This window comes from Aliirhizobium wenxiniae (assembly GCF_019511445.1).
Lineage (GTDB): Bacteria > Pseudomonadota > Alphaproteobacteria > Rhizobiales > Rhizobiaceae > Neorhizobium > Neorhizobium wenxiniae_A.
This window is the reverse complement of sequence record NZ_JAEUAN010000020.1, coordinates 14,237-37,736: the sequence shown is the minus strand read 5'-3', so window position 1 is coordinate 37,736 and position 23,500 is coordinate 14,237. Positions and strand designations below refer to the sequence as shown.

Sequence of the window (23,500 nt, the reverse complement as noted above, 5' to 3'; positions counted from 1 at the left end):
GTTCAAGCCGGCACCTGATGCAGATGAAGCCGTTAAGCCGCGGCTTGGATGGTTACAGCAGTGACGTCTCGTCTTCGGTATTTTTCGCAGCGAAGTCGTTTGCATTCGGGACATTGATGGTTACCGCAATCGCCTGCTTCTCCTCGTTCACGCCCATCGCCTCGAGAATTGCATTGCGGATATCTTCTTCTATCGCCTTGCGGTCCTCAGGCGACATCGCGTTGACGTCATCCTCAGTCAGGTCGTGATCCTTCAGATACTGATCGCGGATCCGTTCGGCGAGTGTCTTGTCGGCAAGATCCATGAATTCCTGTTCGTATTGGCTGTAGGGGCTCTCGCCGGCGCTGGCTTCCAACGCGTCCTGCCCGGTCTCGGTCTCCGGGCGTTCCGGAACCAGGAACATGGCTGCCAGCTTGGCGCTGAATGACGTGTCGCCACTGGTCAAGGCATTGCCCCGGCTGTCGCTGCTGTTTTCCTGCTGGCGGTCTTCATCCAGTGCGAACATCTCCGTATTGCGGTTTGCAGTTTTCTCCGTCAGGCCGGCGTAGGAATTTGAAGTCGAACTCGAAGTAACGAACATGGCGGTCTCCTCATCTTTTTCCGATACATGGTTAGAAAATCAGGCTTGCTCGGAGCTAGAGTGTGCCTGTGGCCGACGGGCTCAGCGGAAGGGTTGCATAGCTGCGAAATAACTATAGTATACCCCCCTATACTATAAGGAGGAGCGAGACGTGTCTCACACCGTTCGGGACAAGGCAAAACTTCTGGCGCGTGTGCGCCGCATGAAAGGGCAGATGGAAGCGGTCGAGCGTGCATTGGAGGCGGAAGCGCCCTGCGGCGACGTGCTGCAGCAGCTTGCCTCTATCCGCGGCGCGCTGGCGGGCCTCACCGGCGAGGTGATCGAGGGGCATCTGCACGAGCATGTCGTCCATGCGGAAAACGATGCCGAGCGGGAAAAGGCGGCCGCCGAGCTCGCGGGTGTCCTGCGGACCTATATCCGATGAAGGTCATTGCGCGATGTTTTAAAAGCGGCTTCGGCCGGTTGATGGTTTGAAATGGAGCCTGTCATGGCAAACAGTATCGATAGCCTGAAACATGACCACATGTTTCTCGGAGCGGATCATGAGCGCAATGAGCGCAAGGTCTGGCTGGTCATCGCGCTCACCACAACGATGATGGTGGCGGAAATCGTGGCGGGGTCGATCTTCGGCTCCATGGCGCTGACGGCGGATGGCTGGCACATGTCCACCCATGCCGGCGCCATGCTGATTTCGGCGCTGGCCTATATGTATGCGCGGCGCAACGCGAAGAACCCGCTTTACACGTTTGGCACCGGCAAGCTGGGCGATCTTGCCGGTTTCGCCAGTGCCGTCGTGCTGGCGCTGGTGGCGCTCTTCATCGCCTGGGAAAGCTTTGTCCGTCTGGCGAACCCGGTGGCGATCGATTTCGACCAGGCGATCCTCGTCGCCGTAATCGGTCTTGCGGTAAACCTCATCAGCGCCTGGCTGCTGCGCGATGATCACGATCACCACCACGGCGGTCATCACGGCCATCATGGTCATCATGGCGGCCACGCCCATACCGGTCATGCCCATGCCGGTCATCATGGAGATCACGCGCATTCGGGCGCTGGCGACAACAATCTCCGTGCCGCCTATCTGCATGTTCTGGCCGATGCCTTGACCTCGGTTCTGGCGATCGTAGCGCTTATTCTCGGTCGTCTTTACGGCTGGAATGCGCTTGACCCGATCATGGGCATTGTCGGCGGTATCGTTATTGCCCGCTGGTCGTGGGGGCTTGTCCGCTCGACCTCGCGCGTTCTGCTCGATGCGCAGCCGGATGACGGCGATCTGGCCGGCCGGATCCGCAAGGTCATGGAGACGTCCGATGACACGGTGATGGATCTGCATGTCTGGCAGCTTGGCCCAGGGCACAATGCAGCTATCGTTTCGGTTGCGACGACGGTTCCCAAAGCGCCTGCGTCCTATAAGGAAAAGCTCAATGCCATTCCGGGCCTGTCGCATGTGACGGTGGAGGTGACGGAACTCGGTTGATGTGCCGCAGTTCTGCGGGTCTGAAATCTAGGTTCAACGCAAAAAAGACCCGAAAGCCTGTGCGGTTTTCGGGTCTTTGTCTTGATGGTTTTGAAAAATTCGATCAGGCGAATTCCTGGTAGAGGTTCTGAACCCAGGCCTGCGGCGCTGCCGCTGCGGCAAGGTTCGGTCCGGCCTCTTCCGCTCCCATGCTCCACAGCGCGCTCGCAAGCGAACTTGAAAGCTGCGTGCTGCTGCCGGTCAGCGCGTCTGCAAAGCGAGCCGATGACGAAACGGCATTGGTCTGCTGAGCGTCCTCGGAGGTGCGCTCCACGCCAACGGTACGGTTACGATATTGATAGCCATTCGAGCCACTATCGATCTTCATCGCTTTGGTCCACGTCCAGTTCGTTAACGAATGGTTAATTCGGGAACCTTGTGCGAAGCTTGCGTCGGTCTTGCTGCAGGACCTTGCAGGACTTGACAGCTGGTGATGTGCTTATTCGTTGCCGTGAAAAAAGTCTGCAAAAGCGCGAGCTTATACGCCCGTCGGCGAGCTTTGCCGGGTTAAGAAAAATCTGAATTTGTATCTGTTTTAACTTATGAAGCCGTGGATGTCGCTGCGATCGCCGGTGATCGTGCGGCGACCAATTCGGGCCAGCCTGAGCGCTGGCCCGATTGTCATTGCGATGAAAAAGGACTGCGCTGGCGCGTGCCCTACATCTTCCCCGCAACCTTGATCGCGAACGCATATTCGAAGGCGATCTCCTCCAGTCGCTGGAAGCGTCCCGACTTGCCGCCATGGCCGGCGGCCATGTTGGTCTTGAGCAGGATCGGTGCTGTTCCCACCGTATGTTCGCGCAGCTTCGCCACCCACTTTGTCGGTTCCCAATAGGTGACGCGCGGGTCGGTGAGGCCGGAAATTGCAAGGATCGGCGGATAGGCCTGAGGCCTGACATTGTCGTAAGGCGAATAGGCTTCGATCCAGCGATATTCCTCTTCCGAAGAGATCGGATTGCCCCATTCCGGCCATTCCGGCGGGGTGAGCGGCAACGTGTCGTCGAGCATGGTGTTGAGCACGTCGACGAAGGGGACGGCAGCGATGATACCGCCGAATTTTTCCGGAGCCATATTGGCGACGGCACCCATCAGCATGCCGCCGGCAGAACCGCCTTCGGCAATGATCCGGTCGTAGGACGTGAAGCCGTTGGCGACCAGATGGTCGGCGGCGGCGATGAAGTCTTTAAAGGTGTTCTGCTTGTTCTCCATCTTGCCGTTTTCGTACCAGGCAAAACCCTTGTCCTTGCCGCCGCGGATATGCGCGATGGCATAGACCATGCCGCGATCGGCCAGCGACAGCGCATTGGTGGAGAAAGAGGCGGGAATGGTGATGCCATAGGCGCCGTAACCGTAAAGCAGGCAGGGCGCCGAACCATCAAGGGCCACATCCTTGCGATAGAGCAGCGACACGGGCACCAGTTCCCCGTCATAGGCCGGCGCCATCACCCGGCGGGTGACGTAGTCGTCCGGATTATGCCCCGACGGCACTTCCTGTGTCTTCAGCAGCACGCGCTCGCGCGTCACCATGTCATAATCGAACAACTGCGTCGGTGTCGTCATCGAAGAATAGGAGAAGCGGATCGTATCTGAATCGTATTCGGCCGCGCCCGACAGACCGAGCGAATAGGCCTCCTCGTCAAAGGCGATCGAATGTTCTTCACCGGTCCGGCGGTCGCGGATGACGATCTGCGGCAGGCCGTCCTTTCGCTGCAGCCAGATCAGATGATGCGTATAGGCCATGTGGGAGATGATCAGTCGACCCGGCTCATGCGGCACGACGTCCTTCCAGTTCTCCTTGCCCGGAGCAGAAACCGGCGCTTCGACGATTTTGAAATCCTTGGCTTCGCCATCATTGGTCAGAATGTAGAAGACGTCGCCGCCCTCGGTCATCGAATATTCGATGCCTTCCTCGCGTTCCGCCACCAGCTTCGGCTCGGCCATCAGGTCGGAGGTCGGGATCAGCCGGTATTCGGATGTCTCGTGGTCGTGGATATCGATATAGATGAAGTCGTCGAGCAGCGAGCCGCCGACGCCCATGAAGAAGCCGGGATCCGTCTCCTCGAAGACAAGGCGATCTTCGGACTGTTTCTGTCCAATGACATGGTGAAATACCTTCGATGGACGATGGTTCTCGTCCTGCAGCGTGTAGAAAAAGCTCTTGCCGTCGGGCGCCCACACCCCATCGCCGGCCGTGTTCTCGATCACGTCGTCGAGATCCTCACCGGTTTCCAGGTTACGGATGCGCAGGGTGAAATATTCCGACCCCTTGTCGTCGTAACCCCAGATACCGTGGCTGTGATCGGTGGAGTGGTCCATGCCGGCAAGCCGGAAATAGTCCTTGCCAGCCGCTTCCTTGTCACCGTCGAAAAGCGTCTGCTTTTCACCGCCGTCGCGCGGAGTGCGGAAATAATGCGGCTGCTCGCCGCCGGTGACGAACAGCGAGCCATAGGCGTAAGGCCCGTCCTTCATCGGAACCGATGAATCATCTTCCTTGATGCGACCGCGCATTTCGGCAAACAGGGTTTTCTGCAGCTCGGCCGTGTCGCCAAGCGCCGCCTCCATATAGGCGTTTTCCGCTTCCAGATGCTTGCGGATTTCCGCATCGAGGATCGACGGATCCTTGAACATCGCCTGCCAGTTATCTGCGCGCAGCCAGGCATAATCGTCGGTACGGGTCGTGCCGTGGCGGGTATCGGAAACCGGCTTCTTGGGCGCGATCGGGGCGGCGGGAAGATTATCGAAAATGGATTTCGGGGAGGTGGCCAAGGAAGCACTCCGGTATCAAAGAAAGGAGTGCCAGAGATAGGTTGCGGGCGCACAAGAGGCAAGCCGCTATGACGCCGTGAAGCGATGGAGCGCGGGTTATTTCTTGTCGTTAGGCTTCTGGTTCGGCAGGACGCCGTCGCGCCAACTCTGCCAGAAAACAACGCCGATCGCCATGCTGACCCCGACAACGGGCATTACAAGTGCTATGATCTGCTCGGTCGTCATTTGCTCAGTCCTCTGAGGATCCAGCCTCCAGACAAATGTAATGCAGTACCCAGTAGAAAACAACCGGTGGGCGCTGCGGCAAGCCATAGCGTGCCGATTTGCGGGTTTATATCACCGTAGACGACGCGGATGATCGGCGTGAATACGCCGATCAACATAACCCCTATCCCGATATTGTTCAAAAACGTCGCGCGAAGCTTTATCTGCTCCTTCTTCGCATCGGAAAGCACCTGTTCCGCCATCTGTCGTCCCGCTCACCACCTCGTCTGTTCACATCATGGTATTTCGCGCCTTGGTTGGTGGTCAATCGGATGCACCTCTCCTAGTTTCCGCGCCATCCAAGTCGATATGAGTAGGGATCACATGAAGAAACAGCTGTCGGTGATGGCTCTTGTCCTGTTGTCCGCGTCTGCGGCCCATGCGCTGGATGCGCGCGTTACCAGGCAGTTGAACGCGCTCGACCCGGATGAACGCCGCGAGCAGCGTTGCGACATGGAGGCGATGGACCAGATTCGCAAGACCGGCGAATTCCGCCCCGACAAGGTCATCGCCTACACGTTTTCCGACACGGTCGAGGACGGAAACAGGCTGAAGGCGCCAGGCGCTGTCTTTCGCAGCGCCGGCGACTGGTACCGTCTGAAATTCAAGTGCGAGACCGCCGACACGGGCCTGAAAGTTCTGTCTTTCGACTATACGATCGGCTCAAAGGTCGCCCGTGACCTCTGGGACAAATATTACCTCTACGATTGATCTCGCGGGTCGGGCTGGATCGTCTCAGCCCGGCAGGTTCGGCGTTGCCTTGCGCTCGGGAAACAATTCGGCAAGCACCGTCATCAGGATCAGCGAAAGGGGCAGGGCCAGCATGGCGCCGACCGCCCCCCACATCCATGTCCAGAACAGGATGGCGAGGAAGACGACGAACGGATTGATCTCCCACTGACGGCCCATCACTGCCGGAAAGATCAGGTTCTCCATCACAAGATGCACGGTGAAGAACAGGAAGGCCGGCAAAAGCGCGAGCAGGATGGCATCATGGGTGAGGATGCCGGCGATCGCCACCGAGATCGTCATCAGCGTGATCCCGAGAAACGGGATGAAGCTCGACAGGAATGCGAACATGCCCCAAAGCACCGGCATGCTCAGCCCGCAAAGCCAGGCGATCACCGTCATCACGATGCCGAGGCAGAAATAGACGACACTGGCCGTGGCGAAATAATAGCCCAGAACCTGATCGATCGAGTTCAGCACGCGGATCGTGATCAGTCGCTGGCGGCGGCGCGGAAACGCCATGATCACCGTCTTGCGAAGCCGCAGTCGCCCGTAGAGAAACAGCAGCAGCGCAGCGAAGAAGATCATCCCCTGGATGATCGCAGGCGTCAGGCTGGCGGTCACAACACCCAGAATATTGGTTGAATTCTCAAGCAGCTTGTCCATCGACATCGTGCCGGTCTGGAATGTGGCCGGCGAGATGTTCAGCCAGTGCTGGCGCTCGAGGAAAGGCATCAGCCGGTCATAGGAACGCTCGACGAATGTCGGCCCCTCCCGAAGAAGCGTGGAAACCGGTTCCGCCAGCGCATTGGCGATCAGAAACAGGACGAGAAAGACAAGCGTCGAAAGAATGACGGCGATGCCGAAACGCGGTACGCCGGCCCGGCCCAGCTTGTCGGCCACAAGCCCGAGGATGAGGCCGACGACGACCGCAAGCGTGACGGGGATAAGGATCAGCGCCATATAATGCAGGATGGCGAAGAAGATGATCGCAAAAATGCCGATCACGGCCCAGGCCATAGCCACGTTGAGCGCATCGCGGCCCAGTCTTGCATTATCAAGCGCGTCCAGATCTTCCTCTTCGGCAAGCGTCGATGCTTCGCGTCGATGCGATGAGAAATCCACCAGATGTTTCTTTGTCTTGCTGCTGCCGCGCGCGCTGATCGTCGTCATATTTTCCCCTGAATGCCCCGAACCTGCCACAGAACGCAAAAACGGCGCTCCGGTTCCGGAACGCCGAGTGTTTATTAGCTTTCTGGTAAGGTTTTCGGATCAGCTCAGGCGGCGAGCGTCAGGCCGATGCCCCATGGGTCCTTCAACGCGTAACCCTCGCTCGTCCTGGTGGTCGCGATTTCCTGTGTTTCCAGCGCCGCAAGCGCCTTGGTCAGGGCTTCCCCGTCGTTGAAACGAACCGTGTAATCGGAAAGTCCGGTCATCTTGTCCTGACGTGCCTCAGCGCCACGGCTGTTCCAGATATTGGCCGCGATATGGTGGTGATAGCCGCCGGTTGCAAAGAAGCTCGCCCCCGGATAACGCGCCATGACCTTCAGCCCCAAAACGTCGCGATAGAATGCGTCCGCTTCCGGAATATTGCCGACCTGAAGGTGGATATGGCCAACCGAGCTGCCCGGCGCCATGCCGTTCCAGGCCGTCTGCGGAGCTGAATCATAAAGCGCCTGCAGATCCAGCCGTTCGGTTGCCATCTGCACCGTGCCGTCGGGGAAATAGGTCCATTCCTCCGGCCGGCGGTCGCGATAGATCTCGATACCATTGCCTTCCGGGTCGGAAAGATAAAGCGCCTCCGATACGAGATGGTCCGATGCGCCATCGAGCTTCACGCCCTTATGGGCCGCATTCGCCAGCCAATGGGCAAGTTCCGAACGGTTCGGCATTAAAAATGCGGTGTGGAACAGGCCGGCCGCCTGTCGCGGCGCACGCGTGACGCCAGTGCCGCTGGTTAGTTGCAGCAACGGCAGGCCGTGGGCACCGAGCAGGACGCCGCTGGCGCTTTTGTCCATAACCGAAAGACCGATGATCTCCTGATAGAATTTCGAAACCGTATCGAGATCGGTAACCACCAGATGTGCGCGGCCCACATGGGCCGGACGAGTGAGGGCGAAGGCTGCTTCAGAGGAATTGCTCATCGATAATCTCCGGGGCGAATTTGGAGGCCGCAGACATCTGCGGCGGCAAAGCCGCGATGCCGGACTATCGCCGATCCTCATCGTTCACGAAAGTCGAAAAATGAGAGAAGCTTCGTTCGACAAAAGTAGACAATGAAGCTTGATGCGAATCAAGGCGACGCGTGTAATCTGGGAAAAAATGATTGCGGGTCAAAGGAGATGGAAATGTATAAGACGATCCTTGTGGCGGTCGATATTGCCCAGGTGGAAAAGGCCGAGCGGATATTGCTGAAGGCAAACCAGCTTTCCGCCACCGGCGGCCGCATTCTCATGATCAACGTCGTCGAGGAACTGCCGGCCTATGTCGTGTCGGATCTGTCGGTCGATATGCTCGTCGATGCGCGCAAGACGGCGGAAACCGAATTGACCGAGCTGCGCGACAAGGCTGGCGTGAAGGCCGATATCGAGATCCGCCAGGGCGCACCGGCGCGCGAAATCCTGGCCGCCGCCGATGATGCGAAGGCTGACCTCATCATCGTCGCCTCGCATGTTCCCGATCTCAGCAACTACATTATCGGCGCCACCGCAGACCGTGTCGTTCGCCACGCCAAATGCTCGGTTCTGATCGACCGGTAGTCCCGGAATGGCTCTAAGTTTTCTGTCGAAGTTCTGATCGCGTGGATGGCGGCGACGTCATCCACTCAATCTTGAGGGTGCCTGTTGGTTTTATTGGAGGACCGCCTGTGGAGCGGGTTTGCCTGCGGTCCACGCATGGTGTTCATGCCCTCGGCCATTATCGCCATATGCCTTGCGGCCCTGGCTCTAGATTTATTGAAGGTCGCGCTCGACAGGTGGGTATCGCCAGGCCCGAAGTTCGATTATCCCCCCGCCTGGATCGGCAGCCGTCTCGCATGGTGGTCGGCTGGATCATTGGCTGCTGTCTGCGCTCTGGCCTTCCTGTTCGTCGTCATTTCCACGCCCAGCCTGACATCCATCGCGACGGACGGGCGGGTCGTCGTGGAAACCGGGTGTGACCGGTCGGAAATCTACACGAAGCGGATCGACCTCGCCGGTGCCGATATCCGTTATCGACATCCGAAGCAGGCGCGTGGCTATTCCCGGCATTTCATCGTCTTTTCCGATGGTCGCAACGACATCAGGATCAGCCTTGAGCGGGAGCGTAACTATCCGGTCCTGATCGCGATCGCGCCGGATGCCATGCAGGAGTTCGCGCAATGGATTGCCGATAAGGGATGGCGAATGCCGCCCTCGCTGGCTGAGTAGCCATCCTTGGTGCTCAACGATCCGCATGGATTTGCGGCCTTGTCTTCCATCCCTGAAGGCCGCATTCTGTCTTCGGACGGAGACGGACTTTGGCATGAGCGAGCTTTTCAATTTCGGGCGGAATTACGATCTGCATGAGATCATCGCGGACGGCATTGTCCACGGAGTGGGGATCGTCTTTGCGCTTGTCGGCGCCACAGCCCTGATATTCTATGCCACCGTCTGGTCGAGTTACGGTGAACTCGCCGCCGCCTGGATCTACGGGCTGGGGCTGATCCTCTGCCTGTCCGTTTCCTTCACCTACAATATCTGGCCGCATTCGCGCACCAAATGGATCCTGCGCCGGCTCGATCATTCGGCGATCTTCATCCTGATTGCCGCCACCTACACGCCTTTCCTTGAGCGGGGTGCGGCGCACGATCCCTGGATCGCGGCCATGCTGGCCGCCATCTGGATCACCGCCATCGTCGGCGTGTCGCTGAAATGCCTTTTCCCCGGCCGTTACGACAGGCTTGCCATCCTCCTTTACCTGGCAATGGGTTGGAGCGGTGTGATGGTAATGGATCAGGTTTCCCAATATCTCCCGCCTGTGACCGTGCTTCTGATCGTCATCGGCGGGTTGATCTATTCGCTCGGCGTCATCTTCCATATCTGGGAAAAGCTGCGCTTCCAGAACGCGATCTGGCACGCCTTTGTCGTCAGCGCCGCCGCAGTCCATTATGGCGCGGTGATGACCTGCTTCAGCTTGGCCGGTGGCAATCTCTGAACCACAGACGACACGAACCATAGGTCTCGACAGCCGAATCTCGTCTGCTAAGGTAGACGAATATGCATTATAGTGGATAATCTGATGAGCAATACCCCGATCATCCGTGACGCAGCCCAGGCCGATCTGCACGGCATCATGGAAATCTACAATGACGCGGTTCTGAACACGACGGCGATCTGGAACGAGACGCTGGTCGACATCGAAAACCGCCGCGCCTGGTTCGACGCCCGCAAGGCAAAGGGTTTTCCCGTGATCGTGGCGCAGCTCGATGGCCAGGTGGCCGGTTACGCATCCTATGGCGATTGGCGCGCCTTTGACGGTTATCGCTTCACGGTCGAACATTCGGTTTACGTCCACAAAGCCTTCCGCGGCCACGGTCTCGGCCGCAAGCTCATGGAAGAGCTGATCGCCCGCGCCGCCTCGAACGGCGTGCATGTGATGATCGCCGCAATCGAGGCGGAAAACGAAGCCTCCATCGCGCTCCACACCGCGCTCGGCTTCCGTATTGCCGGCAAATTCTCCGAAGTCGGCACGAAATTCGGCCGCTGGCTGGACCTGACCTGCATGGAGCTGAAGCTCTCCAAGGTCTGAAGCGGCAAGATTGATAACCCGCGTGCCCGCTGATATCGTTGACGCAGTTGGAGCAACCGACATGAGCGACACTGCAGACCCAAAAAACGATCCGGAAGCGTATATCGACGCGCTGGTAAAATCCGGCCGTTACGAAAATCGTGACGCCGCGATGAAGGAAGCCGTCCGGCTTCTCGAATTCAAGGAGAAGCGTCTAGCCGAACTCAATGCCGCGCTCGACCGCGGGCTTGCCGAGGCGGAAGCCGGACTTGGCACGCCGATCGAGGAGGTCGCGGCGGAGTTGAAGGCGAAATATAGGGCGATGGCCCGGGAGCAGAGGCGCAGAGCTGCGCGATGAAAATCATTCTAACGCCCGAGGCAAGAAATGACTTCGCGCGTATCGGTGATTATATCGCGAGCTACAATCCAACGCGAGCCGAAACGTTTGTCGATGAGCTGCTTGAACGAAGTTTGCGCCTCAAGGACATGCCCTTCCGTTACCAACTCCTCGCAGGGCGCGAATATTCCGGAATTCGCCGTCTTCCCTACCGCAACTACGCGATCTTCTATCGCGTCATCGACGAGACGGTCTATATCCTGCACATTCTCAGCGCAGCACAGGATCACGAGGCGATCCTGTTTCCCGAGGACGAACCCTGAGCATTCAGGCCTGCTTCATTCCTCGCTGACTGCCCTATATCCTCCGCCGTATTCTCACTGAAGGACACCCGACATGGACATCAGACGCAACGGCTCGCAGGCCTCGAAGAAACAGCCGACCGATTATTTCACCGGTACGGTCAGGCTCGATCCGCTGATTGAAGCGCCGGAACCGGCACGCGTGCGTGCCGCAAGCGTCACGTTCGAACCCGGCGCCCGCACAAACTGGCACACCCATCCGCTCGGCCAGACGCTCATCGTCACCGCAGGTTTCGGCCGCGCCCAGACCGAAGGTGGGCCGGTGCGGGAGTTGCGTCCGGGTGATGTTGTCTGGTTTGCACCGGGGGAAAGACACTGGCACGGCGCTGGCCCAGAGACGGCCATGACCCATATCGCAATCCAGGAAGCGGACGGTGGCGTCACCGCCGACTGGCTGGAGCCGGTCAGCGACGAGGATTATTCGCGTCCGGCACAGAAGGACTGAGCTTTCCGTCCAGTTCCCTCAATATGTCGATGAAGGCGCGCAATCCGGCCGGCACATGCCGGTGCCCTGGATAATAGAGGCACAGGCCATCGATCTGCGGACACCAGTCGGACAGCACCGTCACCAGCTTTTCTTGCCGCAGATAATCCTCCGCCACATGCTGCGGCACATAGGCGATGCCGAGGCCCGATGCCGCAGCCTCGGCCATCAGTTCGGTATCGTCGAGCGTCAGCGGGCCGGATACATCCACCACCGTCTCCTCTCCGTGTCGCTCGAATTCCCAGCGATAGAGCTTGCCGCTCGGCATCCTCAATCGGATGCAGCCATGTCGCAGAAGATCCTGCGGCACCAAAGGTTCGCCATGGGTGGCGATGTAATCCGGCGAGGCGACGGTGATGAAGCGGGCAGGGCCGCCGAAAGCGATGGCAATCATGTCCTGCGGCACGCTCTCGCGTAGCCTGATCCCCGCATCGAAGCCGTCGGCCACAATATCGATCAGCCGCCCGTCGCTGACCAGATCCAGCGCCACATCCGGGTAGCGGGAAAGAAAGGTGGGAACGGTTTTTTCAAGAAGCCTGCGGATGACGATATTGCTGGTGTTGATCCGGATCGTTCCGCTCGGCCCGCCGCGAAAATCATCGACGGCTTCAAGCGCCGCATCGAGTTCGCGAAGAGCTGGGCGGAGCTTTGCCGCCAGCCGCTCTCCCGCTTCTGTCGGCGAGACGCTGCGTGTCGTGCGGTTGAGCAGGCGTACACCCATCCGTGCCTCCAGCCCGCGCATCATATGGCTGAGCGTCGAGGGTGAAAGCCCCAGTTCCTCTGCCGCCTTTCGAAAACTGCGATGCGCGATGATCGCCGTGAAGGCTGCAAGGTCGCTGAGCGTCGGCTTCTCATTCATGGGGTATTTTCACCGGGTTATGCAGGATTGAACGGCTTATAGCATGAATGTTTGAGGATTATCTCTCCCGACAGAAACTCCGGCTTGAAAAACAGGTTCGAGCCGAAGGCAAAGGAGAAAGATCATGTCCAAGACTTGGTTCATTACCGGCACCTCATCCGGTTTCGGCCGCCTCATCACCGAAAAGCTTCTGGCCCGCGGTGATCGCGTCGCCGCCACCCTGCGGCGCATGGAGGCGCTCGACGATCTGCGCGCAACCTATGGCGACCGGCTGTGGATCGCCAACCTCGATCTCACCGATCAGGATGCCATCCGTGCGACGGTTGACCGCGCCTTTGCCGAACTCGGCCAGATCGATGTCATCGTCAACAATGCCGGATACGGCCTGTTTGGTGCAGCCGAGGAGGTAAGCGACGAGGAAATCCGCCGGCAGATCGATACCAACCTGATCGGCTCGATCCGGATCATCCGCGCAGCGTTGCCGCATCTGCGCGCCCAGGGTGGCGGGCTGATCCAGCAGGTTTCGTCGGAAGGCGGCCAGATCACCTATCCCAGCTTCTCTCTCTATCACGCCACCAAATGGGGCATCGAAGGTTTTGTCGATGCCGTATCAAAGGAGGTCGCCCCCTTCGGCATCAGGTTTACCATCGTCGAGCCCGGCCCGACGCGCACCGATTTCGCCAAGGGCCTCTCGATCGCAGAGCCGATGGACATTTATGCCGATACGCCTGCAGGCCAGGTTCGTCATGTAATCTTCAATGGTGGTTTCGACATCAAGGGAGACCCGGACAGGATGGCGGACGCGATGATCGACTATGCCGGCCGCGAAAACCCGCCGCTGCGTCTGGCGCTCGGCGGCTCCACCTATCCGTCGATCAAATCCGCGCTCGAGAGTCGCTTGGCCGAACTGGAAGCCCATAAGGCAACGACGCTTGCGATGGATTTCGACAATTGAAACGCGCCCTTTGGTTTGAGCGTCATTGAACGTCAACGCATGTCGGGCAAATATGTCGCACTGATTCCACAGCATGTCTCCCGAAACTGGTCATCGGTTTCGGAAGACATGCGCAAAACAAAGAGCTGAAACACGGCAGGCAAATCTTAAGGATTGCGACGTGTTTCAGCGTGCCGGAGGAAGAGCAGCATGTCCGATATCGTTCGCATCACCAGTGATGAACTCGTTGCCGAGATTTCATCGCTGGGCTCCGAGATGCAGTCGCTTCAGACGACCGACGGCCGGGACTGGCTGTGGAACGGCGATGCCGCCTTCTGGGGCGGCCGCTCGCCCATCCTTTTCCCCATCGTCGGCAAGGCCCAGGACAACCATATCGCCGTGGATGGCCAATCCTACGAAATGGCCCAGCACGGCTTTGCCCGCAGGGCGGAATGGCAATTGGCCGATGCCAGCACATCCACCTGCCGTTTCGAGCTTGAAAGCTCAGCCGCCACAAAAGCGGTCTATCCTTTCGAATTCCTGCTCTCGCTCACCCACTCGCTGGAGGGCCATCGCCTGACGGTGACGGCGGAAGTCGAAAACCGCGACGATCGCCCTATGCCCTTCGGCCTTGGTTATCACCCGGCCTTCCTCTGGCCGCTGCCGGGGAGCGAAGGCCGCAAACACACGGTCACGCTCGACAATGGCGGCGAGCCGCTGCTGACACGTCTACAGGACGGACTTGTGACGAAGGACATGCTGCCGTCCCCCTTCATCAAGGGCCGGCTCACGCTTGCACATGAACTGTTCGAGGCCGATGCGATGATCTTCACCGAAGGGGCAGGCAAGGGGCTGACCTATGCGGCTGAAGGCGGGCCAAGCCTGAAATTCTCCTTCGAAAACCTGCCCAATCTTGCGCTCTGGCAGAAACCCGGTGCCCCCTTCATCTGCATCGAGCCATGGCACGGCACGGCAGCGGAGGCGGGCGGTTCGGCGGAAGTCGCAAGCCGTCCTTATACGACCATCCTGCCGGTGGGCGAAAAGGCGCAGTTTGCGTTTTCGGTGGAGATCATCGGCGGCTGATGCCGCACGCATCGCAAGATGCCACCCGTCGGTGTGGTAAGGCGATGCCTTGCCTTTCTGCGCTAAAAAACTGAACCGATTTATTCGGATAAGGTCTCAGCTAAACTCGCGAAAACGTTATGCTTTGCCGCAAATCATGCTGCATCGCGTCATAATTCGCGTCTTATTGCCATGGTCTTCTCGCAAGTGCGAAATGATCGCTCCCCTAACCCCGCCGGACCGAGGAAACCCTCGAAAACATCCGACGTCCGGCTAGCATGAGGAACAGACCATGGGCGACCTTCTGAAAGGCATCTCCAGTTTTCGCGGTGCAGTTTTCCCGGACAATTCGGCGCTCTACAAAAAGCTCGCAAGAGAAGGGCAGAGCCCGCAGGCGCTGATGATTTCCTGCGCCGACAGCCGGGTCATGCCGGAAACCATTACCCAGTCCGGGCCGGGCGAATTGTTCGTCTGCCGCAATGCCGGCAATATCGTCCCGCCGTTCCAGACCATGAATGGCGGCGTCTCCTCGGCAATCGAATATGCGGTCGTTGCACTCGGTGTGCGTGATGTCATCGTCTGCGGCCATTCCGATTGCGGCGCGATGAAGGGCCTTTGCCATCCCGAACTGTTGAGCCAGATGCCGAATGTCGCCGCCTGGCTGAAGCATAGCCATGCGGCCCACTCGATCGTCTGCGAAGCCTATCCACAGACGCTGGACGAGAAGGAGAGGATCCGCGCCGTCGCCATGGAAAACGTCGTCGTCCAGCTCGATCACCTGCGCACCCACCCCTCCGTTGCCGCCAAGCTGGCCAAGGGCGAGGTCACGCTGCATGGCTGGTTTTTCGATATCGAGACCGGCAACGTATTGATCTATGACGGCACGGCCTGCCGCTTTATCGAAGTCGAGGATGGCCAGGCGCTTCCCGTTGCGGTTACCGGCCGCGAAGTGCCGCAGGTTCTTCCGTTCCGTGTGGATGCGGATACGGCCAGATCGGCCGCACATTCCTGACGCCATCAGGGCCGTCGCTTTTTCCCGCTGAACTTTCTCACGGCTTCGGCCGTGAGGTCCCCAACCATAATCCCGAGGCAATTGTCCGGCGACCGGTTTCATGCCGGCGCGTCGGCCGATCGATGCCGCCTGCCTGCCGGGACAAGAAATGATAAGGTTGAGAATTCAGTATGGTCCTACCGCAGTCTGCCCGCCTTCACCGCATGCTTGGTTATATCGGATGGCCGCTTGCCCTGCTTTTCATCTGGGATATCGCCGTCACCGTCGCCTATGTCTATATACCCCATCCGGGGCTGGAACTCCCGGTTTTGCCGATGAGCCTGCTCGGCTCCGCACTCGTCCTGTTTCTCGGCTTCAGAAACAACAGCGCCTATGCGCGATGGTGGGAAGCCCGCACGCTCTGGGGTGCGATGGTCAATTCGTCCCGCTCCTACGGTCGGGAAGTCTATAATCTCATCGACAGCACTCCCGAAAGCGACAAGCTCAGATATGATCTCGTCGTGCGCCAGATCGCCTATGTCAATGCCCTACGCTGCCATCTGCGCCGCCAGCCTCCATTCGAGCATATCGAAAACTTCCTGCCCGATGACGAGATCCGCAAGCTGGAGAATGTCTCGAACGTCCCCAATGCCATCCTGAACCGGACCGCCGAACTTCTTTCTGAAGCCCAGAAAGAAGGATGGGTCGATACGTTCAGGCGGGTGCAGATCGAAACCCTGCTGGTCGACATGAGCAATGCTCAAGGTGGAATGGAGCGGATCAAGAACACGCCACTGCCGCGCGAATACGGTTACTTTCCGACGCTCTTCGTCCATTTCTTCTGCATTCTTCTGCCGATCGGGCTGGTCGATACGCTGACCATCTACACGCCGCTTGCGTCCTCGGTCGTCGGCTTCATGCTTCTCGCCATGGACCGTATTGGCGCGGATCTGCAGGACCCGTTCGAAAACCGTGCCCATGATGTCCCGGTCACCTCCATCTGCCGCACGATCCAGATCGATCTTGAACAGATGATCGGCGCTGCGAAACCGGCAAAGCCGCTCCAGCCAGTGGAGAACGTCCTGTGGTGACGATGCCCTGCGGCTGAAACGCAATGGCGGCCCGTAAGAGCCGCCATTGGTTGTTGTGTCCGATTTTTCCTGGGGAGCGGGTCACTCCACCGGCGTGAAATTCATCGCATGGCCGTTGATGCAATAGCGCAGGCCGGTCGGCGGCGGGCCGTCGGGAAAAACGTGGCCAAGATGGCCGCCGCAATTGGCGCAGCGCACTTCGGTGCGCACCATGCCATGCGACGTATCGCGGATTTCGGTGATCACATCCGGCTTCACCGCCTCGAAATAGCTCGGCCAGCCGCAGCCGGAATCGAATTTCGTGTCGGAGACGAACAGGTCTTCACCGCATCCGGCGCAGCTATAGATGCCTTTTTCCTTTGAATTCCAGTATGGGCCGGTAAAGGCGCGCTCCGTGCCTGCCTGGCGAAGTATGTAATATTGTTCAGGCGTCAGTTCTTCGCGCCATTCGGCGTCGCTCTTCGATGTCTTGGGGGGGTTGATCGAGGACATGACGGTTCCTTTCATTTGTCCTCTAGATAAGCGTGCTGACGCTGCGAATAAAGATGTATCGTATCCGGTTGTGCTTGAGGCACCCGACCGCTTAACTTCGGGAGGCTTCCATGCTTGCCGCCATCCTGGCGTGGTGTTGCGGCAATCCGTCTCACCTGATTGCCCTGTGCCTACCCAAGGATGCATGGGGCGCTCGATGCGGAAACGGACGTAATCTGACTTTTTTGCTCGTCGATAGTCTTCGTCGGGGCGGCGTAGTGATCTTCGTGAAAGCTGCGGTCCGGTTCTTCAGGCCGGCGTATTGCCCCTATATGGCGCGTTTTCCGGCGATTGAGCGTTTGAGGCTGGTTATTCCATCGCGAATCAGTCTCTTTGCAACGAAACGACGCGCGTCAATAATGAATAATTTTTTCCACACGGTATTTGTAAGCGCGCACTGATTGTAAAATCGCCTTTTTTCCAGCAATAAATGTCAGAAATATGCGATATTCGTCGATAAATCACTCGGCATTACTAGATTTCGCAATTGGACTTTCCAGATTGTAGTGATAATTGAATAGAAGTAGAGCAATGATGCTGTTGTAGACTACGGTTTTACCGCGTATTTATCTGAATTAGATCGGTCTTGATAAGGCCGTTTCGGATGAACTGGACGAATAGCGGTTTACGGAGGCTACATGCAGCATCTGGTGACGATCCGTTTTTCCCGCAGGAAGCTTAGGGGTAGGCTTCTGTCCTTGGACGCTGCGCGAAGGTTGGGATCTCGTCGCCATCGCTCGACTACGGAAGATGCCGCGGAGGTCGCGGCTGGCACCGTATATAAGTCGAACAGGAGACCGGAAATGACAGATATGGCACTGGGCAAGGGTCCCGAGTTGCTGGTGGAACTCACCGCAGATATCGTGGCTGCCTATGTGAGCAACCACGTAGTTCCCGTTGGCGATCTCTCCAATCTGATCGCAGACGTGCATACCGCATTGAGCGGCACATCCTCCCCGACGCCGGTCGTTGTCGCGGCTGAAAAGCCGAAGCCGCCGGTGCCGATCAAGAAGTCGATCGAGGAAGATTATCTGATCTGCCTCGAAGATGGTCAGAAGTTCAAGTCGCTGAAGCGCCACCTGATGACCCATTACAACATGACGCCGGATGAATACCGCGAGAAGTGGGGCCTTCCTGCAGATTATCCGATGGTTGCTCCGGCCTATGCTGAAGCCCGCTCGCGTCTTGCCAAGGAAATGGGTCTCGGCCAGCGTCGCAAGCGCGCACGCAACTGATCTGCCGATATTGGCCGGGCTTGGTCCGGCCAAAAAGCAATTCCCTTGATAAGGCGGCGTGTCGCGAAAGTGATCGGCCGCTTAACTGCTGGAATTGCTCAAAGGTCCAGGCTTGAAGCAAGCAAGGCGATCTGCTGTCGTCGGCGTTGCTTGGAAGATATTTGCGCCCTGACTGCGCACCGAAAAGCCGGGCACTGCCCGGCTTTTGCATATGCGCTTTTTTCCTGCAGCATGTCTCCCGAAAGTGGGAACCGGTTTCGCGTTTCGAAGAAAAGCGGAAATGGTCTAACGACACGGTGTCCACCATATCCTTCGTGGAAAATGCGGGGACAGAGAGGAGAAAAAAATCCTATTTGTTGTTGCTGAGAACAGAAAAAGAACAACCATTTCAATGGTGGCATAAAAAGCACCCTCGATAGACATTCCCCAATCGTCCTCAAGGTGTATGAATTAATTCCTATTCAAAAAGGAGTTGTCATGCCTTTTGAGATCTCGAACAAACGGGGGGCGCCGACGGGCAAGGGGCGGATCGGCACGCTCGCCTATAATATCGGCGCGGTTCCGCTGGTTGCCGATGCAAGCCCCATCTATCCCGCAAGCCTTCCGGCCCGTATCGTCTGCCGTATCGTCAGCCAGATCACCGCCGAAACCATCTCGCTCCTGAGCGACCGGATTATCGTGCGCCACGAGCGGCGCAGGCCGTCCTGTCATGTCCGGCAGATCGCCATGTATGTCTGCCATGTGGCGCTCCGGATGCCGTTTGGCGATATAGGTGCCGCTTTCGGCCGGGACCGCACCACTGTCGGACATGCCTGCCATGTGGTCGAGGACCGGCGTGATGACGCTGCCTTCGACGAGTTCGTCTCGGCAATCGAGCGCATGGCAACCGCCGTCTTCCAGTCGGCCGATATCTCGGGTCATGAGGGGCGCTTATGAGTGAGGGTTCGAAGACGTCGAAAGGGAAGGTGGGCCAGGCATCGCCACACGCAGCCACGTCGAAAAGTCTCGTCAGGCTGGTGCGGCAGGTGGTCGGTAACGCAGGCAGGGGGCTTACGATCGAAAGTGGCGTTTCGAGTAGCATCCTTCTCGGGACGGAGCGGCGGTCCTATTCCGAGGCCGTGTTGCGGCAGGCCGTATCGCTTGGCCTCGTCCGCCGGTCGGAAAACCGCGTCGAAGCGACAGCCGAAGCCCGTAGTTTTCTGCGCCGCAGCCTGGTGGCGGCGGGCATCGAGGGTGAGGATCGATTTGCCGGTCAGCACGGTGAAATCGTCAAAACCACGATGGAGATGGATGGCTCTCGCCAGGCGGTTAGCCGCAATCTCGACGACACCCCGCTATCGAGCCTGAAACGCCTGAAAGACAAGGCCGGCGCGCTTTTCTTTCCTGCAGATGCGATCGATGCCGGCGAAAAGCTGCTTGATGATTTTACCCGCGCCCAGCTGCAGCCGCGCATCACCTCGTCCTGGGAGCCGCGGCTTTCCTCGCGCGGAAAGGGAGAACGGGGCGGACTTGCCGATATCGCCGCAAGCGCCATCGAAGCCCGTCGGCGTTTTTCCGCTGCGATGGAGGCGATGGGGCCGGAACTTTCAGGCGTTGCCGCTGATGTCTGCTGTTTCGGCAAGGGACTGGAACTGGTGGAACGCGAGCGGCAATGGCCGGCACGCTCCGCCAAACTGATGTTGCGTACGGCACTTCTGGCGCTGGCCCGCCACTACGCGCCGCCCCCGCGCCAGTCCGAGCGCGGCAAGCGGCATCACTGGGGGACGCAGGATTTTCGCCCGACCACCGAGGCTTATGGCAGCGGCGGTATTCGACCGACCTCTTAAGCCACAGCCTTCAGGCGTGCCTCTTCGCGGATGCGCTTGACCATCGAGCGCAATCCGTTGGCGCGCTGCGAGGAGAGATGTTCCACGAGGCCGATCTGGTTGAAGATGTCGATCGCATCGGTGGCAACAATTTCCGAGGCATGTTTTCCGGAATAGGTGGCAAGCACGATGGCGACGAGACCGCGCACGATATGCGCGTCGGAATCGCCCTCGAAGGTCATGACCGGATCGGCGCTCTGATCCGTCACATGGCTGACCAGCCATACCTGGCTGGCGCAACCCTGCACCTTGTTCTCGGAGGTTTTTTGCGCCTCGGCGAGATCCGGCAACGCCTTGCCGAGTTCGATCACATAGCGGTAGCGATCTTCCCATTCGTCCAGGAATGCGAAGTCGTCGATGATCTGGGAAAGCTCTGCCATGGTGTCGTCCGGTAAATGTCTGTTCCCCTCCATATAGGAGTTTTGCCTGCCGATGACAGAATAAATCGCCGCATTTTCCCGCAGCTTGCTCTTCGCGGCATCGCCGAAATCGAGCCGGCACGCTCACAATCTATTGTCCAGAGCCGATTTTGCTGGAAATTTGACATAAAATTCCATTATTGCTCGGTCAAAGCGCGTGCTGCGGTGCTGCGGGTTCCCCCGAAATCCACGGAGACTTCGATCAACCTCTCACAAGGAGCGCGAACCCATGTCTTCGAGAATGTCTTCGAAAACGCCCAAGGGCCGCATTCAATCCACCCTTCGCCAGTTTCTGGATAGCGAGGCTTCCGGCGGCATCATCCTGATGGTCGTTGCTGCACTCGCCATCGTGACGGCGAATTCCCCGTTGGCGGAAACCTATTTTCACGTCCTGCACATCTATCTCGGGCCGCTCAGCATCCAGCACTGGATCAACGACGCCCTGATGGCGGTCTTCTTCCTGCTCGTCGGGCTGGAGATCAAGCGCGAGATGCTGGATGGCCAGCTGTCGAGCTGGAGCCGACGCATCCTGCCGGGCGTCGCTGCCGCCGGTGGAATGATCTTTCCGGCGCTGTTCTATGTCTATTTCAACGGTGCAGATCCGGCCGCCATTCGCGGCTGGGCGATCCCGACCGCAACCGATATCGCCTTTGCCCTCGGCGTGCTTTCCCTCTTCGGAAGCCGCGTTCCCGCCTCGCTGAAAATCTTTCTCGCGGCATTGGCGATCATCGACGATCTCGGCGCGGTCATCGTCATCGCGCTCTTCTATACGGATGAACTGAACCTGCTCGCCCTTGCCGCCGCCGCCATCGTCATCGGCAATCTCATCATCTTCAACCGCTCGGGCGTCAGGCAATTGTGGCCCTATCTGGCTCTCGGCGCGGTTCTCTGGGTTCTCGTCTTCGCATCCGGGATCCATGCGACGCTCGCCGGCGTCATATTGGCGCTCACCATTCCGCTGAAAGCCACGCCTGCCGCACCGGAGGCGAGCCATGAAGAATCGCCGCTCCACAAGCTCGAGCATGCTCTGCAGAAGCCCGTCGCATTCATGATCGTGCCGATTTTTGGCTTTGCCAATGCGGGCGTCTCCTTCGCCGGCGTATCGCTGTCGGTGCTAGTCGAGCCACTCACCCTCGGCGTCGCCAGCGGCCTGGTTTTCGGCAAACTGGTCGGCGTGCTTGGAACGACGGCCGTTCTCGTCAAGCTGCGGCTCGCAGACCTTCCGGCCCATGCAAGCTGGGGCCAGATGGTAGGCGTGGCCTTTCTTTGCGGCATCGGCTTCACGATGTCGCTCTTCATAGCGCTTCTGGCCTTCGACGATCCGGCCATGCAGGACAGCGCCAAGATCGGAATCTTGATAGGATCTGTTGTGGCAGGCATCATTGGCTCGCTTTTCCTGACGGTCTTTGGCCGTCGGGGAGGGGCGAAAAGTGTCAGCGCGGTCTGACCGAAGGAGACTTGCAATTGCTGAGGACGGTTCGACGCCTCCTCAGTATTCCGCCCGGACACGATGAAATTTGCTTCCGGCGATCAAATATTTCGGTTGGCATAACGACATCGCGAGTCTCGCTGATTATTCAGGGCGAAGCGGCTTCGCCCCGGCCAGCAATTCCGCATTGTCGCGGTAAATTGCAACGATGCGCTCGCACAGTTTGCGGATCGGCGGCCGGGATCGATCGTCGGCGTGAGTGACAAGATACTGCGTTTCGGTCAGCTCCTCTATGATCGGTCCGGCGCGCGCCAGGGTCGGGTCGCAATCCGCATACATGCAGGGCATGATGCCGATACCGGCCCCGGCTTTGACGAGTGCGTGTACCGTTGCCACGGAGCCTGCCGCAGCGCGTATCGGCAAGCCCTGCCGATGAAGCCACAGAGCTGCCGGGTGACGCGCGCTTGTGGCATCCACGGCAATCCATTCCAGCAGTTCCGGGTTGGCTGCATTCCAGCTGCGATAGGGCGCGAACCGCAGAACTGCGAGTTTGCGAGAAGCAAGGTTGCCCGCCTCCGGCGGACGATTGCGGATGCCGATATCGATCTCGCGATGAGCTATATCGAGAACGGCTTCGGTTGTGACGAAGTTCAGGCGAAAACCGTCTGTCGGGCGGCTTAGAAGATTGAATTTGTCGACCAGAAACGATGCTGTCGCCGTTCCTGCGGAGATGCGGATGAGAGGTGTATCTGCCTGGTGCGATAACATATCTTGCACCGGCAGAGACGCTGCCTTCATTGCCCTGACTTTCTGAAATAGCGTGCGGCCTTCCGGGCTCAGCACGTATCCGCTATGCGATCGGATGAACAGGCTCAGGCCGGTTTGCTGCTCAAGTGCGAGCATGCGCCGTCCCAGGGTTGGCGCGCTGACGCCACTCTCTTCCACCGCCGAATTCAATCCGCCAGCCTTGGCGACATGGTAGAATAAATGAAGATCTTCCCAGTTCGCATCTTTCATAAATGAAATGCCCTCTGCGAAAATCGGCGCAGATGGGCCGATCTTATCCCGGTAATATATCGGAAATGAAAACGCCGGGAAACGATCATGATGCCGATTATTCGCCCGCTCCCTCAGGTGAACATGACTGAGGAGGAATTCTACGCGCTCGGATGCTCTCGTTTACACGTCTTGCAAAAACTGACTGGCGGCGCTTTGGTCGGTCTCCTTGGCATTTTCGGTCGAATGCCTGCCGAGAAATCCAGGGATGGCCATGATCCGGATGAAGGATGTTTAGAGAGGTAAT

At 58.7% G+C, this 23,500-nt stretch carries 30 protein-coding genes; 19 read left to right on the top strand and 11 right to left on the bottom strand.

Annotation, left to right across the window (positions count from 1 at the left end):
* Positions 1-52 precede the first annotated feature (52 nt).
* Complete coding sequence (locus tag JNB91_RS22085) at positions 53-580, bottom strand: hypothetical protein (protein WP_220327642.1); 528 nt, start codon at positions 578-580, stop codon at positions 53-55.
* 151 nt (positions 581-731) lie between these two features.
* On the opposite strand from JNB91_RS22085, the gene dmeR reads away from it, so the two are divergent.
* Both dmeR and dmeF read left to right on the top strand, forming a co-directional pair.
* Positions 732-1,004 (top strand): Ni(II)/Co(II)-sensing transcriptional repressor DmeR, encoded by a 273-nt coding sequence (gene dmeR / locus JNB91_RS22080; RefSeq protein ID WP_220327641.1) that lies wholly within the window; start codon positions 732-734, stop codon positions 1,002-1,004.
* Between the two features lie 63 nt (positions 1,005-1,067).
* Positions 1,068-2,054 carry a CDF family Co(II)/Ni(II) efflux transporter DmeF gene (dmeF, locus tag JNB91_RS22075; protein ID WP_220327640.1) on the top strand — a complete coding sequence of 329 codons (987 nt, stop codon included), beginning with the start codon at positions 1,068-1,070 and terminating at the stop codon, positions 2,052-2,054.
* 103 nt (positions 2,055-2,157) lie between these two features.
* On the opposite strand, the gene JNB91_RS22070 is transcribed toward dmeF, so the two are convergent.
* From JNB91_RS22070 to JNB91_RS22060, 4 genes are all read right to left on the bottom strand, one after another.
* On the bottom strand, positions 2,158-2,421 hold the full coding sequence (locus JNB91_RS22070) for a hypothetical protein (RefSeq protein ID WP_220327639.1): 264 nt from the start codon (positions 2,419-2,421) through the stop codon (positions 2,158-2,160).
* A gap of 329 nt (positions 2,422-2,750) precedes the next feature.
* Entirely contained in the window at positions 2,751-4,859 is a 2,109-nt protein-coding gene (locus JNB91_RS22065; RefSeq protein WP_220327638.1) for a S9 family peptidase, read from the bottom strand.
* Between the two features lie 96 nt (positions 4,860-4,955).
* A complete protein-coding gene (locus JNB91_RS31220; RefSeq protein ID WP_262928022.1) occupies positions 4,956-5,084 on the bottom strand; it encodes a hypothetical protein in 129 nt (42 codons plus the stop codon).
* Entirely contained in the window at positions 5,081-5,326 is a 246-nt protein-coding gene (locus JNB91_RS22060; RefSeq protein ID WP_220327637.1) for a hypothetical protein, read from the bottom strand. The genes JNB91_RS31220 and JNB91_RS22060 overlap by 4 nt, the downstream gene beginning before the upstream one ends.
* Positions 5,327-5,447: 121 nt before the next feature.
* On the opposite strand from JNB91_RS22060, the gene JNB91_RS22055 reads away from it, so the two are divergent.
* Positions 5,448-5,834 (top strand): DUF930 domain-containing protein, encoded by a 387-nt coding sequence (locus JNB91_RS22055; protein ID WP_220327636.1) that lies wholly within the window; start codon positions 5,448-5,450, stop codon positions 5,832-5,834.
* 24 nt (positions 5,835-5,858) lie between these two features.
* Here the strand turns inward: JNB91_RS22055 and JNB91_RS22050 are convergent, their stop codons facing one another.
* Positions 5,859-7,025 carry an AI-2E family transporter gene (locus JNB91_RS22050; RefSeq protein ID WP_220327635.1) on the bottom strand — a complete coding sequence of 389 codons (1,167 nt, stop codon included), beginning with the start codon at positions 7,023-7,025 and terminating at the stop codon, positions 5,859-5,861.
* A gap of 104 nt (positions 7,026-7,129) precedes the next feature.
* Complete coding sequence (locus tag JNB91_RS22045) at positions 7,130-7,996, bottom strand: VOC family protein (protein WP_220327634.1); 867 nt, start codon at positions 7,994-7,996, stop codon at positions 7,130-7,132.
* A gap of 204 nt (positions 7,997-8,200) precedes the next feature.
* Here JNB91_RS22045 and JNB91_RS22040 point away from each other — a divergent pair, with 204 nt between their 5' ends.
* The 7 genes from JNB91_RS22040 (at position 8,201) to JNB91_RS22010 (ending at position 11,742) form a co-directional block, all read left to right on the top strand.
* Complete coding sequence (locus JNB91_RS22040) at positions 8,201-8,611, top strand: universal stress protein (protein ID WP_220327633.1); 411 nt, start codon at positions 8,201-8,203, stop codon at positions 8,609-8,611.
* An 84-nt stretch (positions 8,612-8,695) separates the two neighbouring features.
* Positions 8,696-9,259 carry a hypothetical protein gene (locus JNB91_RS22035; RefSeq protein WP_220327632.1) on the top strand — a complete coding sequence of 188 codons (564 nt, stop codon included), beginning with the start codon at positions 8,696-8,698 and terminating at the stop codon, positions 9,257-9,259.
* Between the two features lie 94 nt (positions 9,260-9,353).
* A complete protein-coding gene (trhA, locus tag JNB91_RS22030; RefSeq protein ID WP_220327631.1) occupies positions 9,354-10,025 on the top strand; it encodes a PAQR family membrane homeostasis protein TrhA in 672 nt (223 codons plus the stop codon).
* A gap of 84 nt (positions 10,026-10,109) precedes the next feature.
* On the top strand, positions 10,110-10,619 hold the full coding sequence (locus JNB91_RS22025) for a GNAT family N-acetyltransferase (protein ID WP_220327630.1): 510 nt from the start codon (positions 10,110-10,112) through the stop codon (positions 10,617-10,619).
* A gap of 61 nt (positions 10,620-10,680) precedes the next feature.
* Positions 10,681-10,956 carry a type II toxin-antitoxin system ParD family antitoxin gene (locus JNB91_RS22020; protein ID WP_220327629.1) on the top strand — a complete coding sequence of 92 codons (276 nt, stop codon included), beginning with the start codon at positions 10,681-10,683 and terminating at the stop codon, positions 10,954-10,956.
* Positions 10,953-11,258: a type II toxin-antitoxin system RelE/ParE family toxin gene (locus tag JNB91_RS22015; RefSeq protein WP_220327628.1), complete on the top strand. Its 306-nt coding sequence runs from the start codon at positions 10,953-10,955 to the stop codon at positions 11,256-11,258. The genes JNB91_RS22020 and JNB91_RS22015 overlap by 4 nt, the downstream gene beginning before the upstream one ends.
* 73 nt (positions 11,259-11,331) lie before the next feature.
* Entirely contained in the window at positions 11,332-11,742 is a 411-nt protein-coding gene (locus JNB91_RS22010; protein ID WP_220327627.1) for a (R)-mandelonitrile lyase, read from the top strand.
* On the opposite strand, the gene JNB91_RS22005 is transcribed toward JNB91_RS22010, so the two are convergent.
* Positions 11,702-12,640, bottom strand: a complete 939-nt coding sequence (locus tag JNB91_RS22005; RefSeq protein ID WP_220327626.1) for a LysR family transcriptional regulator — start codon at positions 12,638-12,640, stop codon at positions 11,702-11,704. The two genes, JNB91_RS22010 and JNB91_RS22005, sit on opposite strands and share 41 nt — an antisense overlap.
* Before the next feature lie 124 nt (positions 12,641-12,764).
* Here JNB91_RS22005 and JNB91_RS22000 point away from each other — a divergent pair, with 124 nt between their 5' ends.
* From JNB91_RS22000 to JNB91_RS21985, 4 genes are all read left to right on the top strand, one after another.
* Complete coding sequence (locus JNB91_RS22000) at positions 12,765-13,595, top strand: SDR family oxidoreductase (protein WP_220327625.1); 831 nt, start codon at positions 12,765-12,767, stop codon at positions 13,593-13,595.
* Between the two features lie 189 nt (positions 13,596-13,784).
* On the top strand, positions 13,785-14,657 hold the full coding sequence (locus JNB91_RS21995; protein ID WP_220327624.1) for an aldose 1-epimerase family protein: 873 nt from the start codon (positions 13,785-13,787) through the stop codon (positions 14,655-14,657).
* Positions 14,658-14,928: 271 nt separating this feature from the next.
* Positions 14,929-15,648 carry a carbonic anhydrase gene (locus JNB91_RS21990; protein ID WP_220327623.1) on the top strand — a complete coding sequence of 240 codons (720 nt, stop codon included), beginning with the start codon at positions 14,929-14,931 and terminating at the stop codon, positions 15,646-15,648.
* Positions 15,649-15,818: 170 nt separating this feature from the next.
* A complete protein-coding gene (locus JNB91_RS21985) occupies positions 15,819-16,718 on the top strand; it encodes a bestrophin family protein (protein WP_220327622.1) in 900 nt (299 codons plus the stop codon).
* An 81-nt stretch (positions 16,719-16,799) separates the two neighbouring features.
* Here JNB91_RS21985 and msrB read toward each other — a convergent pair whose 3' ends face one another.
* Positions 16,800-17,210 (bottom strand): peptide-methionine (R)-S-oxide reductase MsrB, encoded by a 411-nt coding sequence (msrB, locus tag JNB91_RS21980; RefSeq protein ID WP_220327621.1) that lies wholly within the window; start codon positions 17,208-17,210, stop codon positions 16,800-16,802.
* 110 nt (positions 17,211-17,320) lie between these two features.
* On the opposite strand from msrB, the gene JNB91_RS21975 reads away from it, so the two are divergent.
* The 4 genes from JNB91_RS21975 (at position 17,321) to JNB91_RS21960 (ending at position 20,310) form a co-directional block, all read left to right on the top strand.
* Positions 17,321-17,650 carry a hypothetical protein gene (locus tag JNB91_RS21975; protein ID WP_220327620.1) on the top strand — a complete coding sequence of 110 codons (330 nt, stop codon included), beginning with the start codon at positions 17,321-17,323 and terminating at the stop codon, positions 17,648-17,650.
* 402 nt (positions 17,651-18,052) lie between these two features.
* A complete protein-coding gene (locus JNB91_RS21970; protein WP_220327619.1) occupies positions 18,053-18,484 on the top strand; it encodes a Ros/MucR family transcriptional regulator in 432 nt (143 codons plus the stop codon).
* Between the two features lie 477 nt (positions 18,485-18,961).
* Positions 18,962-19,420, top strand: a complete 459-nt coding sequence (locus tag JNB91_RS21965) for a helix-turn-helix domain-containing protein (RefSeq protein ID WP_346269381.1) — start codon at positions 18,962-18,964, stop codon at positions 19,418-19,420.
* The gene (locus JNB91_RS21960) at positions 19,417-20,310 is read left to right on the top strand and encodes a DUF6456 domain-containing protein (RefSeq protein WP_220327618.1); all 894 of its coding nucleotides are present in this window, start codon (positions 19,417-19,419) and stop codon (positions 20,308-20,310) included. Before JNB91_RS21965 ends, JNB91_RS21960 begins: the two co-directional genes overlap by 4 nt.
* On the opposite strand, the gene JNB91_RS21955 is transcribed toward JNB91_RS21960, so the two are convergent.
* A complete protein-coding gene (locus tag JNB91_RS21955) occupies positions 20,307-20,729 on the bottom strand; it encodes a SufE family protein (protein ID WP_220327617.1) in 423 nt (140 codons plus the stop codon). The genes JNB91_RS21960 and JNB91_RS21955 overlap by 4 nt on opposite strands.
* Before the next feature lie 280 nt (positions 20,730-21,009).
* On the opposite strand from JNB91_RS21955, the gene nhaA reads away from it, so the two are divergent.
* A complete protein-coding gene (gene nhaA / locus JNB91_RS21950) occupies positions 21,010-22,215 on the top strand; it encodes a Na+/H+ antiporter NhaA (RefSeq protein ID WP_220327730.1) in 1,206 nt (401 codons plus the stop codon).
* A gap of 126 nt (positions 22,216-22,341) precedes the next feature.
* Here nhaA and JNB91_RS21945 read toward each other — a convergent pair whose 3' ends face one another.
* The gene (locus JNB91_RS21945) at positions 22,342-23,214 is read right to left on the bottom strand and encodes a LysR family transcriptional regulator (RefSeq protein WP_220327616.1); all 873 of its coding nucleotides are present in this window, start codon (positions 23,212-23,214) and stop codon (positions 22,342-22,344) included.
* Between the last annotated feature and the right edge of the window lie 286 nt (positions 23,215-23,500).